The organism is Alienimonas sp. DA493 (assembly GCF_043951915.1).
Lineage (GTDB): Bacteria > Planctomycetota > Planctomycetia > Planctomycetales > Planctomycetaceae > Alienimonas.
Map to the genome: position 1 here is coordinate 1 of NZ_JBINJD010000035.1, position 16,908 is coordinate 16,908.

A 16,908-nucleotide genomic window follows, 5' to 3' on the forward strand; every position below is an offset into this window, starting at 1 on the left:
CCTCGGGCTGCCATTTCCGGGGTCCGGCCGTCGGAGGGGTGCCGTCCGCACCACGCCGGGGACTGCTTGAACGCGGACCGCGAACGCATCAGGATCGACCGGTCGGATTTCCCCTTCAAAAGCGGTCCATGAGCGACGAAACCGACACCTACGGCACGGGGCTGTCGCTGACGAAAACCGCCGTCATTCTGGCCGTCGTCGTGGCCCTGTTCGCCTGGGGCGTGGCGGCGGCGGAGTACGCCGCCGAGGCCGACGGCTGGGCGTCGGTCGAGGCCCCGGACGAGGACGCCTCCCCCGGCGGCCTCCGCCGCAACCGCAGCGCCGGGCTGCGGTTGATGATCGGGGCGCTGCTCGCGTTCCTCTGGAACGGCGTGGTCCAGATCCCCAACCTCCCGTGGGTGATCGGCTTCACGTTGACGGACCGGACGTGGATCGCCGTGCTGTTCGTCCTGGCGGAAGCCGCGATCGTCGGCGGGGCGTTCCTGTTCCGGAAGCTCGACGCGGAACTCCACGGACAGACCGTGCGAGAAAGCGAACGCCCGGTCCGGCCGCAACCCCGCAAGAAGCGCCGCCCGGTCCGCCGCCCGCCCCCGGGCTACGGCTGAGCGCCCGGAGGCGAGATCAGCCGGCCTGCTCGGCGGCCTCCAGCCGGTCGTCCGGCGGTTCGACGCCGATCACCTCGTCCAGCTTCGCCCAGACGTCCGCCCCGTCGCTCATTGCCTCCACCTTCGCCGGGTCGGACAGCGCCGCCGCCACCCGCACCGTGCGGCCGGGGGCGAGGTCCGCGACCAGCCCGTCGAGTTGCTCCGGCACGACCGGCCCCCGCACCCGCAGCGGGGCCCCTTGCACGTTGTCCGCGTCCCGCAGGGGGTTCTCCGGCGGATCGGCGATCGGCCGGGCCGGCGGCGCCGGCCGCCAGGGGTTGAGGGTGAACTCCAGCTCCCAGCCTTTGCCGGTGCTGATCCCGGTCGCCCCGGCGTCGCCGACGACCCCCAGCAACTCCACCACCGCCCGCGCCGGCGGCCGCCGGGAGCGATGAGAGACGGGGCGACGGGAGGACGAAGCGGATCGGCTCAAACGGCGGCGGGCGGGTGCGGGGAACGGCGAACGCGGCGACGGTAACCGGCGCCTCAAGCCGTCGCCACGGGGCGATCACGCCGTAGCCGGTTGGCGGCGTTTCCAATCGAGCGTGACGCTGATCCGCCGATTCAGCGAACCGTCCCAGTCGACCGCCAGCCCGGCGTCGGCGAGCGCGGCGGCGACCTCCCGCCCGATTGCCGTCGCTCGCGGGGCGTAGTCCGCGTCGGTCAGCCCCTCCTCCCACCGCGGGCCGTAATTGAGACAGAGTCCGTAGCCGTCGACCGCCGATTCCGTGTCCTGCATGTGATAAAAGGCGTACCCGCGGATCCGCTTTCCGGCCGCGGCGGCCCCGTCCATCTCGGCTCCAATCTCCGCGACGCCGCAGTTCCCGCAACAACTAAAGTTCTGCCGGCAGACCACGCCGGCCGCCTCCAGCGCCGCGAAGGCCGCGTCCAGCCGGTCGCAGTCCGTCACTGCCGGCCAATCAACCTGTTCCGCCGCGTGAGCGGCGACTTCTTGGGCCAAGTACCCTTCCGCCGCCTTCAGCAGGACCGCCGCGTCCGCTTCGCCCAACAGCACGTCGGCGGCCTGGGCGGGGATGTCCTCGGCGGGGAGGAACCCCGCACGGACGTACTCCCGAACGTAACGCCGCAGGTCGTCGGCGACGTCCGGCGGCAGCGTCGCCTCCCCGGCCGGTCCGCGGGCCGGCGGGAAGAAGCGGTCGGCAAACGGGAATTTGAACGGCATAGGCATAGTCTATCACACTCCGGCCAGTTTGATGTCGTGCCCGCCCGCCCAGCCGGTGAGGTCGTCGCCCTTGAGGGCGGCGGCCATCAGGTCGGGGAACAGGTCCGGGGTGCAGGCGAAACTGGGAATGCCCAACTCCGACAGCGCCCGGGCGTTGTTCTGATCGAACATCGGGGCGCCCTCGTCGGAGAGCGCCAGCAAACAAACCGCCCGGGCGCCGCTCTCCACGATCTCCGCGGCCCGGCGAAGCATCTGCTGGTTGTTGCCGCCCTCGTAGAGGTCCGTGATGAGGACGAACACCGTCTTCTCCGGCCGGTCGATCAGCCCCTGGCAGTAGGCGAGGGCCCGATTAATGTCCGTCCCGCCGCCCAGTTGCGTGCCGAACAACAGATCGACCGGGTCGCCGGCCAGTTCGGTGAGGTCCACGACGGACGTGTCGAACACGACCATGCTCGTCTTCACCGCCCGCAGGCTGGCCAGCACGGCGCCGAAGATGCCGCTGTACACGACGCTGGTGGCCATCGAGCCGCTCTGGTCCACGCAGAGCACTACGTCCTTCATCGCCGACCGCTTGCGGCCGTGGCCGACGAGCCGTTCCGCGACGACCGTGCCGGTCTCCGGCAGATAATTGTGCAGGTTCTTGCGGATCGTGCGGTCCCAGTCGATCTCCGCGGCCCGGGGGCGGTAATTCCGCACCGCTTTATTGAGGGCGCCCGTCACGGCCTGCCGCATCGGCTCGGCGAGCTTCTTTTGTAGTTCTTCGCACACCTTCCGCACCACGGCCCGGGCGGTCTCCCGCGACTGGGCCGGCAGGGCCTTGCCCAGCGAGAGCAGCGTACCGACGAGGTGCACGTCGGCCTCGACGGTTTCCAGGAGTTCCGGCTCCGTCAGCATCCGGGTGAGGTGCAGCCGGTCCAGCGCGTCCCGCTGCATGACCTGCACGACCGACTTGGGGAAATACCCCCGCACGTCGCCCAGCCAGCGGGCGACGTTGGGGTGGGAGCCCCCCAGCCCGGCCCGCCGCTGCGACGAGCCGTCCGGCCGCTGCCCGGCGTCGTAGAGAGCCGCGAGGCACCCGTCCACGCCGGCGTCGCCCTGGGACAGCCCCCCGCAGGATTCCTCGGCGGGCGAGCCGAGGATCAGGCGCCAGCGGCGGCGGCGTTCTTCGGCGGTCATCGCGATCGGCTCCGCTGTGACGTAGGGTCCGCTGTGCAGACCGTTTTCCAATAGGTCGTGAATCGCTCAAAACGGTCCGCGGAGCGGACCCTACGGGGGCGTTCCCAATATCAGTTTCAACACCGGGATCACCCGCCGCGCCCGCTCCTCGTCCACCGCCGGACCGGCGGCGAGGGTTTTGGCTGCCGTGGTTCCGCCGGCGCCGGAGAGGGTCTTCACCCGCTCGCCCATCTCCCGCCGCTCCGGGTGGGAGAAGTGGGCGAAGGACCGCCGGAGCAGCGGTAAGACTTCGAGAAACCGCTCGTCGTCCAGCGTGCCCAGCCAGCCGTCCAGCGCCGCCCAGACGGCGTCTTCATAAAGCAGCACCTTCGCCGAGCCCCTGAGAAGCCCCTCCACCCACGCGGCGGCGGCGGCCGGTTCGGAGGCGGCGGCCAACGCCAACCGGGCCCGGCGGGCGAGTTCCTCGGCGTCGATCGCCCGCTCCTCCAACAGCGTGCGGGCCGCCCACCCGCGGAGCAGACCGTGAACCTCGTCTGCGTTCGTCAGGGCGAACAGCACGCCCCGCCACTCCTCCGCCTCTTCGTTCAGTTCGAGCGTCTTGAGGGCCGTATGTACGCCTTCGGCCCCGGCCAGCGCCGCGGCGGCGGCCTCATCGTCCAACGACCGGCAGGCCGGCGGCAGACCGACGAAATAGCGTTCCAGCATCCCCCGCAACACGGGCAATAGCTCCTGCCCCCCGGTCCCCCGCACGTCCCCGTAGCGGGCCACGCGGGCCAGCGGCGGGATCGCGGCGGCCAGCCCGGCGGCGTCCGCGGCGACCGCCGCGGCGTCCCGCACCCGGGCCACCAGCAGCCCCACGGCCTCCGGCAGGTCGGCCAGCAGGGCGGCGTCCAGACGTTCGACCAAATCGGCCAGCCCGTCGTTCCCCCCGGCGTGCTCCGTGAGTTTGGCAGACGCCGCCGCGGGAACCGTGCCGCCGTAGCGGTTCGACTCGATCACCCGCACGGCGAACTCCGGCCGCCAGTTCAGCGTCCAAGCCTCTTTATAGGTGCCCGTGCCGCTTTCGTGGCCCCGCGTCCCCCAGGGCACGCCGAGGATCGTCAGCCGGTGCAATAAACGGCTGCGTTCGAGATCGGTCTCCTTCCGCAAATCGAGCGTGACCTGCTTTTTCTCGCCGGTCGGTTTGAACCGCAGGCGCTTCTGCGTCGCTTCGAGGTCCTGTTGCAGCGGGACGGCGGGGGCGTCCGGGGGGACGGAGCCGAGTTCGTCGCCGACCTCTAATTTACGACGAATCAGCGCCAGCGGGGCCGGCTCGCCGTGGCAGAGCACGCCGAGGATCGCCTGAGACAGTTCGCTCAAACCCGGGGCGCAGAACCCCCGCAGGGCGGCGAGGGCGTCGGCGAGGCGGACCGCTTCAATGACCCCGGCGCTGCTGGCGTCCTGACCCTCCTCTCGTAACAACCGGGCGGCCCGCGTGACCCAGCCGATCGCGGGTTGATCGACGTTTTGCCAGAGATGGCCGTACCACCCCGGGCTTTCGATCCCGGCGCCGTAGCCGCTGGCGTGGGTGAGGCGGTCGTTCGTCCACGGGCAGAGCGTCGCCGCGGTTTTGACCTTCGGCAGCCCTTTTAAAAGCTCCCGGTCCGGCTTGTCCGGGCCGGGGTCGGCGAGGGCCGGGACGTGCCACGCCCCGCAGACGACGGCGACGCGGCCGTGCCCCGCCTTCACCGCCGCCCGCAGCCGGCGCCGCATGTGGGCCTCGCGGAGGGCGTCGCGGGAGTCGTCCGGGCCGTCGCCGACGTCTTCTAATTCGGCCTCCGCGGCGGTGCGGAGTTCGGTCATCGCCTCGGCGATCGCGTCGAACAGCCCGGCGGCGTCCCGCCGCTGTTCGACCTGCTGTTCCCACCAGCGCTCCCGGTCGTCGTACCCCGCCGCTTTCGCCAGCCAGCCCAGCGGGTCGGCCCGGATGGGGTGCGGTTTCTTCGCTTCGCCGTCGCCGTTCGGCGGCACGTCGTTTTCTTCGTCCCGTTCTCTCGGGAGCACGTCGCCCTCCGGCGTCTCCGCCTCCTCCAGGCCGAATTGGTGCGTCATCGGCAGGTCGATGAACTCGACCTCCGCATTGTTGTGGAGCGCCCAGCGGGCGGCAGCGAGTTCCGGCGAATACTCCGCCAGCGGGTAGAACGCGGCTTTGGAGGGGTCGTCCGCCGGATGCACCAGCAGCGCCGCCGGCGGGACGAACGCCGGGTGGGCCAGCAGCGGGATGAGGTCGTTCCCCTCCGGCGGGCCCTCGATGAGCACGGCGTCCGGCCGATATTCGTCCAACGCCGCCCCCAACGCCCGGGCGCACCCGGGGCCGTGATGGCGGACGCCGAAGAGTTTGACGGGGGCGGGGTCGGACATTTGAGAGGACGACGCGGGTCATTGGCGAAATTCCAAGACCAAGAACTCAAGAACCAACGGGCGACGCCGACGCCGTGATTTGGTTCTTGAGTTCTTGGAATATGACGCTTCCCGTCACAGCGCCTCCCGGCAGGCGCGGTAGAAGTCGCCCCAGCCGTCGCGTTCCTTGACGACGGTTTGCAGATATTCCTGCCAGACCACGCGGTCCTGCACCGGGTCCTTGACGATCGCCCCGGTGATGCCGCTGGCGAGGTCGCGGGCGTTCAATTTGCCGTCGCCGTAGAACGCCGCCATCGCGGCGCCGCTGTTGACCACGCTGATCGCCTCCGCGGCGGACAGCGTGCCGCTGGGGCTCTTTAATTTCGTCTTGCCGTCGTCGGTCAGGCCGTCGCGGAGTTCGCGGAAGACGGTCACCACCCGGCGGACCTCCTCCAGCGCCGGGGCCTCCGCCGGCAGTTCCAGGGCCCGGCCGAGTTGTTCGCTGCGGCTGCGGACGATCTCGACCTCGTCCTCCAGGTTGTCCGGCACCGGCAGCACGACGGTGTTGAAGCGCCGCATCAACGCCGAACTGAGTTCGTTCACCCCGCGGTCGCGGTTGTTGGCGGTGGCGATCACGTTGAAGCCGCGTTGCGCCTGTACCTCCGTGTTCAATTCGGGAACCGGCAGGGCCTTTTCGGAGAGAATGGTGATGAGCGTGTCCTGCACCTCGCTGGGGATGCGGGTCAGTTCCTCGACCCGGCAGATCGCCCCGGTGGCCATCGCCCGCAGCATGGGGGACTCCGTCATCGCCGCCTCGCTCGGCCCCTCGGCGAGCAGGCGGGCGTAGTTCCAGCCGTACCGCAGCGCCGACTCGTCCGTGCCGGCGGTGCCTTGAATTAATAACGTGCTGTTCCCGCAGATCGCCGCGGCGAGGTGTTCGCTGACCCAACTCTTCGCGGTTCCGGGCACGCCGTATAAAAGCAGCGCCCGGTCGGTGGCGAGGGTGGCGACGGCGATCTCGATCAGGCGTTCGTTGCCCACGTATTTCGGCGTGATCTCCGTGCCGTCCTCCAGCGTGCCGCCCAATAAATAGGTCTTCACCGCCCAGGGGGAGAGGTTCCAGTTCGGCGGTTTGGGCCGGTCGTCGACGGCGGCGAGGGCGGCCAGTTCGTCGGCGTATTGCTCCTCAGCGTGGCGCCGCAGAACCGTGCCCTGATCGACCTTCGGCTTGTTCCCCGCGGGCGCCGGGGGCGATTTCTTCTGGGCGGCCATCGTTCGTTCCGGGAGGAAGGACAGGGGGAATTAAGGGAGCAGTTCGTGAATGCGGCGCCGCAGTTGGGCCGCGGCGGAGGCCCGGTCCAGCCACGCGGGCGGGTCGTGCGGCATCGGCCAGCCGGGGGGCAGTTCCGCGAGCACGGCCGGCGGGAGCCGTTCGAGCAAACAGACGATCGGCTCCTGCCACTTCCAGTAGTGGTGCCACTGTTTGCCGCCGCCGGCCTCGACCGTGGCGACGACGGCCCGGGCGAAGTCGTCCGGCCAGGGGGCCGGCACCGCGTCCCAGAGCAGCGCCCCCAACGCCTCCGGCGACTTCGCCGCCGCCTTCGTCGTCAGCAGGGGTTGGACGAACGCGGCCGCGGCGGCCGGCGGGAGGGCGGCGATCAGTTCGGTCAGCGACTCCCCCGCCGCCGGCAGGCCCCCCTCGGACTTCTTTTTGCCGCGACGGGGGCGGTTCAATTGGGCGACGGTCCACTCCGACAGCGCCGGCGCCCACTCGGCGGCGACGGTCGGATCGGTCGACGCGAACCGGGCGGCGGCGGCGATCCAGCCGGCGAGCACGTCCTCGCCGTGCTCCGCCCGCTCCGCCAGGGCGATCAGCTCCGCGGGCTCCCGCCCGAACCGGTCCGTCCAGTGCGACGGCGGCACGCCGCCGAGCGCCCGCACCAACCGTTCGGCCCGCACGCCGCGGCCGGCCCGCGTTCCTTTCGGGGGATCCGTCGCCAACACGCCCCAGTCAATGCCCCCGTCCCCTTCGATCTGCTGCCCGGCTGCGGGCGGCAGCGTGACGACCAGCTTCGCCTTGCGGCCGACTTCCAGCGCCAGCAGCACGTCCGCGGCCTGCCGGCGGGCGCGGGCGAAGGCGGAGTCCGGCAGGCCGAGGAGCAGACGCTCCGCGATCGCCGGCACGGCCTTGCTGCGGTCGGACAGCGCCGCCTCCAGGAACGGCTCGTCCGCGGACGACAGGCCGGCTTCGAACGTCTCCAGCAGGGCGGCCCGGCGGAAGGCGGTTTCGCCCTTCCAAGTCTCCTCCAACGCGGCCCGGGCGGCGGCGGGGTCCGCGGCCCGCCAGCGTTGCAGGGCGAGCTTGCGCGTGCCGAAGTGGTCGGCGGCGAACGCTTCGGCGAAGTCGGCGTCCCCGCCGGCGGCGGAGCCGACGTCCTGCTCCAACACCCAGGTCCAGTCCGGATTGAAGCCGGCGAGCCAGCGGCCGCGGGGGCCGGCGGCCCGGGCGACGGCCGTCCGGGCGGCGGCGGACCCGCCGCGGTTCCGCGTGGCGGCGGCGGCCTCGAACGCCGCCGGCAACGTCCGCGGCGGCAGGCTCATCCCGCGGTCGGCGAGGCGCTCGCACAGCTCCCGCAGCAGGGCCGCGTCCCCGTCGCAGGCGGCCGCGGCGACCGTCTCCAACCCCGCGGGCGGGGCGGGGCCGGGGTCGGGCTCGCAGGGTTCAGGCGGCTCCGGGGCCGACGCGGGTTCCCGCCCGGCGTCCGTCCAAAGATCCTCCGCCGCGGCGGCGAGCAGGAACCGCGTCTCCGCTGTGTCTCCCTCCCGAGAGACAAACGGGAGTTCCTCGGGAGTCGCCTCCGCGGCGGGGCCGGCCTTGGCGAGGCCGACGACGGCGGAGCGGGTGCGGTCGTTCATCGTTCTCCCCCCGCGGTGTCGGCCGGTCCGGGGGTGCCCCCCTCGGGCACGCCGGCGTCCCACCGCAGCGGGCGGAACCGCGGGCCGCCGGGGGCGTCGGTGGCGTATTCGCCGGCGACCGTCAGCGGACGGCCGCCGCTCTCGGCGAGCAGCTCCCACCAGTCGCCCCGGGCCAACCGCACGCCGGCGCCGTCCTCGTCCCGCAGCCACCACCCGTCGGCCGCGCCGCCCCCGCCGACCAGCGGCGTGACGCCGGACAGAACCCCTACAAATATTGTGCGAAACGGGCAGGCGGCCAGTTCGTCGGCCGTCTCGTCCAGCAGGCCGGCGACGCCCGTCCCCGGCGGCAGCGGCACGGGGACCGGCTCCGCCTCGCGGCCGACGACCACCGCCCGACGGGGGGCCGCGGAGGGATGAAAGGCCAACTCCATCGCCTGCACGCAGCCGTCCACGAAGGTCTCCGCAAACCCCTGCCCGCCGCCGTATCCCCCGTACGCGGAGAACTGCACCACCTCCGCCGTCCGGCCGGTCGCGATCCCCTTCAGCCACGTGCGTCGGCCGCGAACGCGGTCCTCCTCCCACTCGATCGACCCGAGAGTCAACCAGGCGTCATTGACTCTCTCTCCGGAGTCGATCGTCTCCCGTTCCGTCCGATTCCAACCGATCAGGGAGCGGACGTCCTCCCGCAGCCCCTCCGGCAGACCGTCCTGGTTTTGATAAGCGACGATCAGCAACCGCAGCGAGGCGAAGCCGGCGAGCAACCGGTCCGGCCAGTCTGGGCCGCTGCCGGGGATCTCGGAGAGGGCCCGCATCCGGGCGGCGAGGCCGGGGGCCTGGGCGTCCACCAACCGGGCGGCCTGCTCCTCAAAGGGACCGGGGCCGGCGACTTCCAGTTCCGCCAGCCCCTGCCGCAAGCGGTCGTCCAGCCAGAGGGTCAGCCGATCCAGCCCGTCGGCGATCTTCCGTTCGCGGGCGGCCCGGCGTTTGGCCTGGGCTTTGGGGTCGGCCGGCTTCTTCTGCGCGGCCGCCTTGGTCGCCTTGGCCTGGGCGGTGGAGGCGCGCTTGGAAAGCCACTCCGCAACCCAGTCCGGCGGGTCGCCGGCAGGGCAGAAGGCGTCGCTGCCCGCGGCGCCGATCAGCAGGCCGAGCGCGTGCTTGCAGGGCAGCTTGCGGCTGGGGCAACTGCATTTCCACGCCGGCCCGGCCAGATCGACCCGCACCTGATACGGCGTTTTGCCGCTGCCCTGAAAGGCCCCCCACAGGGCGGCGTCGGACCGGCCGCGGTCGCTCCACTTCGCCGCCTGATTCGCCAGCTTGCGACCGTTCTTCAAACTCGCCGCGTCGGGGGAGAGCCCCTCGGCCCATTCGACGGTGAGCACGGCGGACGACACGGCGACGAACCTCGGTGAACGGCCGGGAACGAACGAAGTGTGCGCACGTTCAGTTGTCGTCGCAACCCCGATACGGGCAGTTTGCGAAACGAATCGGAAATTTCCTCCCCGGCCGGATCGGCCCCGAGGTCCGCCATGAATCCGCCAGATTGCGTCTCGTGGGCCGCCCTGTCGGCCGGGGAGAAAGCGGCGTTTGGCCGGCGGTTGGCGGCGGCGTTGCCGACCGGTTTTGCCTTCGCGGACGTGGCCCGGCACGAGCTGGGCGACGTCGCCGGAGAAACCGCCCGCTTCACCGGGCCGGGCGGACGGGCGTGGGCGTTCGTCCCCGGCGGGGAGGCCCGGCTGGGGTTCGACGCCTCGACCTGGACGCCGACCGCCGCGGAGGCGGAAAGCTGGGCCCGGACCGCGGAGGACTTCGACCTCGCCCCGGACCCGGCGGCCCGGGTGGCGGAGGTCGTTACGCCGGTGCGGACCGCGGTTCTGCCGCCGCTGCTGGTCGAGGCGGCCGCGACGGAACTGGGCTGGGAGCCGGCTGACCTCGGCGACCCCGACGTACAGGAGGCCCTCCGCTCCCTGGACGAGGCCCGCCCCGGGGCGCGGGAGATCACTGCGCACCGGGGGGACTCCGCCGTGCGGGTGCGGGCGGGGAAGGACGGCGCCCTCACGGCCCACCGGGCCGGCCCCCTCACGCCGGAGGGCCTGTCGCGGACGGTGCGGGCGGAGGGCTTCCGCTTTCCGACCGACGACGAATGGGAGCGCCTGTGCGGCGGCGGGGCGACGACCCTGTGGCGCTGGGGCGACCACGTGCCGGACGACCGCTACCCGACCGAAGTCAGCCCCGCGGAGGCGGCGTGGCAGCGGGAATGGGCCCTCTCCGGCGGCACGCTGGAGCGGCCGGCGGAGGGTTTTCAATCCGACTGGGACCTCCACCGCCGCCCGAACGCCCTGGGGCTGCACATCGCCGAAGACCCTTATCAGCGGGAGGTCGTTGAGGGCTCCGCCGGCGTCGTCGTCGGCACGCGGGGCGGGGACGGCGGCTGTGCGATCTGCGGCGGCGAGGGCTTCCTCGCCGGCTGGCTCCCGCTGGCGACGGCGTGGCGGGAGCCGTTTTATTGCGGGTTCGCCGGCGACGCCGCCCCGACGATCGGCTACACCTTCGGCCGGCGGGTGTTGGAACTGGGGTGAGATTTACCCCGGCCGCGGCACCTCCAAAAAGGTCGGCTTCCACTTCGTCGGGTCCTGGGGCGGCAGGTCCAGCAGGGCGACGGTGCGGGGGCTGGCCCGCCAGCAGGCGCCGGGGTTTAATAAATACACCGTCCGGTCGCCGAAGCTCTTCCGCTCCCACGCCGGCCGGTGGGTGTGGCCGCTGAGGATCAAATCGCAGTGTTCGCCGTCGACGCCGTGCGCGGCGAAGTCGTCCTGCTCCCAGGTTGTGCCGTGCGTCATGCCGATGCGGAGGCCGTCCCGCTCTATTAACACTGGGTCGCCGTAGTGGAAGCCGCGTTCTTCGGAGAGGGCGGCGAGGAGGGCTGGGTCGCGGTCGTTGTTGCCGGGGACGAGGGACACCGGCCGGCCGTCGGCGACGCGGCTCAGGGCGTTCAAGACGCCGTGGGGGGAGTAGCGCCCGCCGCCCACGTCCCCGCAGTGGAGGAAGAGGTCCGGGGCGTGGGCGTTCAGCACGGTCAGCGCCGCGACGGTCTCCGGCACGCGGCCGTGGGTGTCCGAGAGAACGGCGAGTCGGGTCACGGCGGGCCGGGAATGCGGGGGGAAAGACGGCGGGGAAACGGCGGACGACGGGATGGGGCGATCCGCGGGGGCGAAGCCGGAACGGGCACAATACCCTCCCAGGCTGCCCGCCCCCTCCCCGCTCCTCCCCCCGATCGGTTCGATGCTCCGACCGCGCCTCGCCCCCGTCCTCGCCGGCCTCTGCCTGCTCGGCCTGACCGCCTCGCCGGGCGCCGCCGCGGAGGGCGAGGACTGGTCCCAGTGGCGCGGCCCGGACCGCACCGGCGCCATCCCCCTGCCCGCCGACGCCCCCGCCCTGCGGACCGACGCCCCCGCCGAGGGCCTCAAGCCGACGTGGATCCGGGAGATCGACGGCGCCAGCGGCGGCTGGTCCAGCCCGGTGGTCGCCGACGGGCGGGTCTTTTTGGCGGTCGCCGGCCGGGTGAAGAAGGAGGGCGTCGAACTGCCCCCGCCGAAGTACCCCAACCTCTCGGAGGATGAGGAGGACGACTTCGCCGAGGAGGAGTTGAACGAATACGAACGCAACCGCCGGGCGGAGGCGCTCGAGCGCCGCAAGGCCGCCTTCACCGGCCGCGAAGTCGTGCACTGCTACGACGCCGCCACCGGCGAGACGCTGTGGACGAACGAGCGCGACGCCGCCGTCACCCGCTTTCCGCAGTCCAGCACTCCGGCGGCGGCCGGCGGCAAATTAGTTTGCCTCGGCGGGGACCGCGTCATGCGGGCGCTGGATCTCAAAACCGGCGAAAAGGCGTGGGAAACGACCCTGCCGGGCGAGGTGGACGGGGAGCAGATCTCCTCCTCCCCCGCCGTGCTGGAAGACGGCGAGGGCGGCGGCACGATCGTCGTTCTGGCCGACGGTCTCTACGCCGTGAACCTCGCCGACGGCGCCCTCCTGTGGGAGAACGCGGACCTCGGCGGCCGCGACTCCAGCCCGGCGATCTGGAACGGGTTGGCGATCGTCAACGTCAACGGCGGCGCGACCGTCGCCGCGGACCTCGCCGACGGCGCCGAGGCGTGGCGGCTGGAGGAGACCGGCGCCTCCCGCTCCTCGCCGGTGGTCACGACCGCCGCCGGCGAGCCCCGCCTGCTGACCTTCGGCGGCAGCCGCAAGGGCGGCCTGCGCTGCTACGCCCTGCACGGCGCCGAGGAGCCCGAACTGCGGTGGGCCTATCAAAAACTCTCCGACCCCGGCGCCACGCCGGTCGTCGCCGGCGGCCTCGTGCTCGCCCCCGGCGACCGCCGGTTGGACTGCGTGAGCCTCGAAGACGGTGCCGGCCTGTGGACCGCCCGGCTGGACCTCGCCAAGCCGCGTTATACGTCCCCCGCAGCCCTCGTCACGCCGGACGGCGGCGTCGGCCTCTATACGTTCGGCCGCCTACTGGCCTTCGACCTGACCGGCGAGGACTTCCGCCCCCGCTACGACCTCTCCGTCGGCCCGGACGGCCTGGCGAAAACGGAGGATCAATGGCGGGAGGAATTGAACGTGGAACTCGGCGACCCGGAGGGCGTGGCGAAGTACGACCGGGAGATCACCCGCGTCGGCCTGCTGGACTGCGCCAGCCCGGCCGTCGACGAGGGCCGCGTATACCTCCGCCTCCGCAAGCACCTCGTCTGCTACGACCTGACGAAGTGAGGGCGAGAAATTAAACTCCCCTCGCCCCCCTTTTGGGGGAGAGGGGTCGGGGGTGAGGGGGCGGTGACTTCCGCACGCTCAATACCGGTTTGCTTCACTCTCTGACGGTCTGTCACCGCAGAGAGCGGGAGCGGGCGAACCGTGCGCTCACCCTCACCCCCGGCCCCTCTCCCTCAAGGGAAAGGGGAGAACACGACGTTCGTTACCGCCGCACGTCCGCCGACGTTTTGACGGTCCAGTCCTTCCGCTTCGCCGCGGCGGCGGTCTGGGCCGCCTGTCGGAGGCGGCCGGTGCGGGCCTGGAGGTCGGCGAGGTTCGCCAGGGCGATCGCGTGGTTCGGGTCGACGGCGAGCGCCGTCCGCAGCGCCCGTTCGGCGCCGGCCGGGTCGCCGGTGCGGTTCAACACGTAGGCGACCTCCACGTGCGGCCGCGGGTCGCCGGGGCGGGCCGTCGCCCAGCGGGCGGTCAGGTCGCGGGCCAACTGCGGGCGGCCGGTGTTCAGATACAGCTCGGCCAGCTTGTGAACGGTCGGCTGGTGGTCCGGGTCGAGGGCCAGCGTCTGCTTGTAGAGAGTCTCCGCCGGCCCGGGGCCGCGGAGCCGCTGCGTGGCGGCGGCGAGGTTGTGGCGGTAATCGGCCTCGGCGGGGTCGTCGAGGGCCGCCCGCCGGAACTCCTCCGCGGCGGCGGCGGTCCGTCCCTGGGCGTACAGGGCCTTGCCCCGCATGTTCGCCCGATGCCCGGCGAGTTGATGACAGCCCGAGAGCGCCGCCGCCAGCGCGGCGCTCCCCAGAACGGCAACGGTCGTTCGCCCGAGCATCCGCGGGGGATAGCGGTTCGCGCGCGAACCGCCAAGGCGAACCCGGGCCGTCGAGTCGCCCCGGCGGCCTGAACCGTCCCCTCCCGACAGGTCCCGGCGGCCGCTAGGCTGGTCGACCTCCCCTCTTCGTGCCGCGTTCGCCGGACCGACGCCATGTTCGCTCGCCCCCTCGCCGGCGCCCTCGCGGCGGCGGTTCTTCAGTTCGCCGCACTCCCCGCCGCCGGGCAGGAGGGCGCCTCCCCCGGTTCCCCGATCGAGGCCGAAGCGACGACCTCGGAGGTGGAGGACGGCATCATCGGGCAGCGGGCCGTGCGGACGGAGGCGGAGGCGAAGCTCGAGGAACTGCTGGGCCGCCGGGCGGCGGACGTGCTGCCGGAGGGCGAGCCGATCGCCCGGCGGGGCGACAGCCTCGCCGAGGCCCTGGAGCAGTTCGGCGAACGGACCGACCTGCCGATCTTCCTCGACCGCCCGCGGCTGGAACGCGAGGGGCTGGACCTGCGGGACGTGATCCTCGGCGACCAGCCGGCGGTGCCGTCCGCCGTGCCGATCACCGTCCGCCGGGCCCTCGGCCTGCTGCTGGAAAGCGTGCAGGACGTCCCGCTGACGGCGATCAACGACGGCGGCCTGCTGCGCGTCACCACGGAGGACTACGCCGAGGATCGCCTCGTCACCCGCGTCTACGACGTGCGGGACCTGGTGCGGTTTCGCTCCACCCGGGCCGCCAGCGCCGGCCTGCTGCTGGACGCCTACGCCCCCACCCCGCTGCCCGGCGGGATGGGCGGAGGAATGGGCGGCCAAGGCGGAATGAGCGGCGGAATGGGGGGCGGATTCGGCGGCGGGATGGGCGGCGGCCGCGGCGCCGGCGGGTTCGGCGGGGGGGCGTTCAACCTGCCGGCCCTTCCCCCGGGCGTCGCCGGCCCGGCGGCGCTGAGCGTGCCGACGCTGGGGGCGGTCCAGTTCGGGACCGGACAGGCCGCGGTCACCGCCGCCGACCGGGCCGCCGCCGAGTGGGAGGCCCGGCTGAAGTTCTTCGAAAAACGCCTCGAGCTGCTTCCCGGCGACCCGCAGGACGCCGTCTACGGCTACGACTTCCAACCGCTGATCGACCTGATCCAGACCACCACCGGCGGCCTCGACGCCGGCGGCGGCTGGGAGGAGATCGACGGCGAGGGCGGCAGCCTGGAAGCGCTGGCGACCGGCCCCGCCGGCACCGGCCGGGCGGCGCTGGTGATCCGCCAGACCGACGCGGTGCACCGCCAGATCGTGGAACTGTTCGCCGACCTCCGCACCCTCCCCGGCGAGAAACTCGACCTCGCCGCGATCGCCGCCCAACGCCAAGCCGAGGAGGCCGCCGACCGCCCGGACGTGGCCGACCCCGTTGTTGATGAGGCCGACGGCCCGCCGGCCCTCGACGTGGACCCGCCGGCCCTCGAAGTGGACGTGGAAGCGGACATCGCAGAATAGGGCGCCCGCCCGGCGGGCGGAAAACGCGCTATTCCGCGTCGTCCCCGCCGCCGGTCGCCTTGGCGATCTTGCCGTCCAGTTTGGCGGCCATGTCGGCCTCGGCGGCGGCGTACGCCGGGTCGCCGGCGTGGTTCGCCGTGTGGAGCGGGTCGTTCTTCCGGTCGATCAATAACGCTGACCGTTCGCCGTTCGGCTGGCGGTAGCGGACGTAGTGATACGCGTCGCTCACGACGGCGTCGCCGGGGCCGAATCGGATATAGGCGTGGTCGCGGTGCGGGGCGGCGGGGTCCGTCAGCACGTGCGCGAAGCTTTCGCCGTGCACCTCGCCGGCGGGGATTTCAATGCCGGCCATTTCGCAGAGGGTGGGGTGAATGTCAACGAATTCGACGTGACTCGGGACCGCGGCGCCCCGGGCGACGCCGGGGCCGCGGAACCACAGGGCGGTCCGCAGGGCCTCGTGCAGCAGGGTGTTTTTGGCCCACTGATCGTGCTCGCCCAGCAGCCAGCCGTGGTCGCCCAGCACGACGACCACGGTGTTCTCCGCCAGCCCGGTCTCCTCCAGTTTGGCCGTCACCCGGCCCAATAAATCGTCGGCGTGGGAGACGGAGGCGTAGTACCCCTGCCGCATCCGGCGGTGGTAGTCGTCGGAGTTGTATTTCACCTCGAATTTCATGTCCAAAGTCATCGGCACGTAGGCGAACTGCTCCTTCACGCCGCGGAGCCCCGCCGGCTTCGGCTCCGGCCAGCCGCGGTACTCCGCCAGCTCAATGTCCCGGCGGGGATAGAGGGCGTAGGTCTCCTCCGGGGAGAAGAAGGGCATGTGCGGCTTGGCGAAGCCGCAGGCGAGGAAGAACGGCTCGCCGGAGGCGGCCAGCCGGTCCAGGTCGTCCATCGTTTTTGAAGCGATCAGGCCGTCGCTGGTCTCCAGCGGGTCGACCTCGCCGGCCTCCCACATCGGGACCTTCTTAACGGTCTTCCCGTTCGGCAGTTTGCGGGTCGCCTCGTTCGTCTTCATCCACGCTTCGGTGGCGTCGTTGTAATAATGCCGGCCGCCGATCGCGGGCTTCCAGGGGGTTTCGCTCCAACTGCGGTCGGCGGTGTCTTTGGGGTGGTGAAAGACCTTGCCGTTGCTGATCGTCGTATACCCCGCCTCCTTGAACCGCTGCGGCAGCGTCTTGGCGCCCGGGGCGTCGCGTTCGGCCCAGGTGAGGAAGTTGGGGAACCGCTCGCGGGTGGGGTAGAGGCCGGTCATTAAACTCGCCCGGCTGGCGCCGCAGGTGGGCACCTGGCAGTAGGCGCTTTCGAACCGCACGCCGTTCTCCGCCAGCCGGGTGAAGTGCGGCGTGACCATCTGCGGATGGCCGTAGTCGGCCGTCTGCGGCCGCAGATCGTCGATATAGAGCAGCAGCACGTTCGGCCGTTTCGCCGGCGGGTCCGCCGAGGCGGCGGCCGGCTCGGCGGCGGCGAGGGGAACGCCCGCGGCGAACCCCGCGGCGATCAGGAGGGACAGACGGAGCGACGAACGCATGAGCGACACCACGGAACGAGCGGGGAGCGGC

Annotated in this window: 14 protein-coding genes; 4 read left to right on the top strand and 10 right to left on the bottom strand. The window is 72.1% G+C overall.

The window, feature by feature from the left end; genetic code table 11:
* Positions 1–128: 128 nt before the first annotated feature.
* The gene (locus ACG2DA_RS07635; RefSeq protein ID WP_395254950.1) at positions 129–605 is read left to right on the top strand and encodes a hypothetical protein; all 477 of its coding nucleotides are present in this window, start codon (positions 129–131) and stop codon (positions 603–605) included.
* A gap of 16 nt (positions 606–621) precedes the next feature.
* Here the strand turns inward: ACG2DA_RS07635 and ACG2DA_RS07640 are convergent, their stop codons facing one another.
* From ACG2DA_RS07640 to ACG2DA_RS07670, 7 genes are all read right to left on the bottom strand, one after another.
* The gene (locus tag ACG2DA_RS07640; protein ID WP_395254951.1) at positions 622–1,008 is read right to left on the bottom strand and encodes a hypothetical protein; all 387 of its coding nucleotides are present in this window, start codon (positions 1,006–1,008) and stop codon (positions 622–624) included.
* A 144-nt stretch (positions 1,009–1,152) separates the two neighbouring features.
* Positions 1,153–1,827: a DUF6891 domain-containing protein gene (locus ACG2DA_RS07645; protein ID WP_395254953.1), complete on the bottom strand. Its 675-nt coding sequence runs from the start codon at positions 1,825–1,827 to the stop codon at positions 1,153–1,155.
* Positions 1,828–1,839: 12 nt separating this feature from the next.
* On the bottom strand, positions 1,840–3,003 hold the full coding sequence (locus ACG2DA_RS07650) for a VWA domain-containing protein (protein WP_395254954.1): 1,164 nt from the start codon (positions 3,001–3,003) through the stop codon (positions 1,840–1,842).
* Positions 3,004–3,093: 90 nt separating this feature from the next.
* Positions 3,094–5,403 carry a DUF5682 family protein gene (locus tag ACG2DA_RS07655; RefSeq protein WP_395254955.1) on the bottom strand — a complete coding sequence of 770 codons (2,310 nt, stop codon included), beginning with the start codon at positions 5,401–5,403 and terminating at the stop codon, positions 3,094–3,096.
* 114 nt (positions 5,404–5,517) lie between these two features.
* Entirely contained in the window at positions 5,518–6,654 is a 1,137-nt protein-coding gene (locus ACG2DA_RS07660) for an AAA family ATPase (protein WP_395254956.1), read from the bottom strand.
* 30 nt (positions 6,655–6,684) lie between these two features.
* On the bottom strand, positions 6,685–8,298 hold the full coding sequence (locus tag ACG2DA_RS07665; protein ID WP_395254957.1) for a DUF5691 domain-containing protein: 1,614 nt from the start codon (positions 8,296–8,298) through the stop codon (positions 6,685–6,687).
* A complete protein-coding gene (locus ACG2DA_RS07670) occupies positions 8,295–9,689 on the bottom strand; it encodes an SWIM zinc finger family protein (RefSeq protein WP_395254958.1) in 1,395 nt (464 codons plus the stop codon). The genes ACG2DA_RS07665 and ACG2DA_RS07670 overlap by 4 nt, the downstream gene beginning before the upstream one ends.
* 135 nt (positions 9,690–9,824) lie before the next feature.
* Here ACG2DA_RS07670 and ACG2DA_RS07675 point away from each other — a divergent pair, with 135 nt between their 5' ends.
* Positions 9,825–10,874, top strand: coding sequence for a hypothetical protein (locus tag ACG2DA_RS07675; RefSeq protein WP_395254959.1), 1,050 nt, complete (start codon positions 9,825–9,827; stop codon positions 10,872–10,874).
* Positions 10,875–10,877: 3 nt separating this feature from the next.
* Here ACG2DA_RS07675 and ACG2DA_RS07680 read toward each other — a convergent pair whose 3' ends face one another.
* Positions 10,878–11,435: a metallophosphoesterase family protein gene (locus ACG2DA_RS07680; RefSeq protein ID WP_395254961.1), complete on the bottom strand. Its 558-nt coding sequence runs from the start codon at positions 11,433–11,435 to the stop codon at positions 10,878–10,880.
* A 142-nt stretch (positions 11,436–11,577) separates the two neighbouring features.
* On the opposite strand from ACG2DA_RS07680, the gene ACG2DA_RS07685 reads away from it, so the two are divergent.
* A complete protein-coding gene (locus ACG2DA_RS07685) occupies positions 11,578–13,068 on the top strand; it encodes a PQQ-binding-like beta-propeller repeat protein (RefSeq protein WP_395254962.1) in 1,491 nt (496 codons plus the stop codon).
* A gap of 202 nt (positions 13,069–13,270) precedes the next feature.
* Here the strand turns inward: ACG2DA_RS07685 and ACG2DA_RS07690 are convergent, their stop codons facing one another.
* Positions 13,271–13,885 carry a tetratricopeptide repeat protein gene (locus ACG2DA_RS07690; protein WP_395254964.1) on the bottom strand — a complete coding sequence of 205 codons (615 nt, stop codon included), beginning with the start codon at positions 13,883–13,885 and terminating at the stop codon, positions 13,271–13,273.
* 153 nt (positions 13,886–14,038) lie between these two features.
* Between ACG2DA_RS07690 and ACG2DA_RS07695 the strand changes: the two genes are divergently transcribed.
* Complete coding sequence (locus tag ACG2DA_RS07695) at positions 14,039–15,349, top strand: hypothetical protein (RefSeq protein WP_395254965.1); 1,311 nt, start codon at positions 14,039–14,041, stop codon at positions 15,347–15,349.
* A 28-nt stretch (positions 15,350–15,377) separates the two neighbouring features.
* Here ACG2DA_RS07695 and ACG2DA_RS07700 read toward each other — a convergent pair whose 3' ends face one another.
* Entirely contained in the window at positions 15,378–16,877 is a 1,500-nt protein-coding gene (locus ACG2DA_RS07700; protein ID WP_395254966.1) for a sulfatase, read from the bottom strand.
* Positions 16,878–16,908 lie beyond the last annotated feature (31 nt).

What these genes read in the sequence shown, in the direction of transcription:
- ACG2DA_RS07650 (WP_395254954.1), bottom strand. Translation starts at nt 3,003, where the DNA reads ATGACCGCCGAAGAACGCCGCCGCCGCTGGCGCCTGATCCTCGGCTCG.
- ACG2DA_RS07660 (WP_395254956.1), bottom strand. Translation starts at nt 6,654, where the DNA reads ATGGCCGCCCAGAAGAAATCGCCCCCGGCGCCCGCGGGGAACAAGCCG.
- ACG2DA_RS07700 (WP_395254966.1), bottom strand. Translation starts at nt 16,877, where the DNA reads ATGCGTTCGTCGCTCCGTCTGTCCCTCCTGATCGCCGCGGGGTTCGCC.
- ACG2DA_RS07665 (WP_395254957.1), bottom strand. Translation starts at nt 8,298, where the DNA reads ATGAACGACCGCACCCGCTCCGCCGTCGTCGGCCTCGCCAAGGCCGGC.
- ACG2DA_RS07675 (WP_395254959.1), top strand. Translation starts at nt 9,825, where the DNA reads ATGAATCCGCCAGATTGCGTCTCGTGGGCCGCCCTGTCGGCCGGGGAG.
- ACG2DA_RS07645 (WP_395254953.1), bottom strand. Translation starts at nt 1,827, where the DNA reads ATGCCGTTCAAATTCCCGTTTGCCGACCGCTTCTTCCCGCCGGCCCGC.
- ACG2DA_RS07685 (WP_395254962.1), top strand. Translation starts at nt 11,578, where the DNA reads ATGCTCCGACCGCGCCTCGCCCCCGTCCTCGCCGGCCTCTGCCTGCTC.
- ACG2DA_RS07635 (WP_395254950.1), top strand. Translation starts at nt 129, where the DNA reads ATGAGCGACGAAACCGACACCTACGGCACGGGGCTGTCGCTGACGAAA.
- ACG2DA_RS07655 (WP_395254955.1), bottom strand. Translation starts at nt 5,403, where the DNA reads ATGTCCGACCCCGCCCCCGTCAAACTCTTCGGCGTCCGCCATCACGGC.
- ACG2DA_RS07695 (WP_395254965.1), top strand. Translation starts at nt 14,039, where the DNA reads ATGTTCGCTCGCCCCCTCGCCGGCGCCCTCGCGGCGGCGGTTCTTCAG.
- ACG2DA_RS07690 (WP_395254964.1), bottom strand. Translation starts at nt 13,885, where the DNA reads ATGCTCGGGCGAACGACCGTTGCCGTTCTGGGGAGCGCCGCGCTGGCG.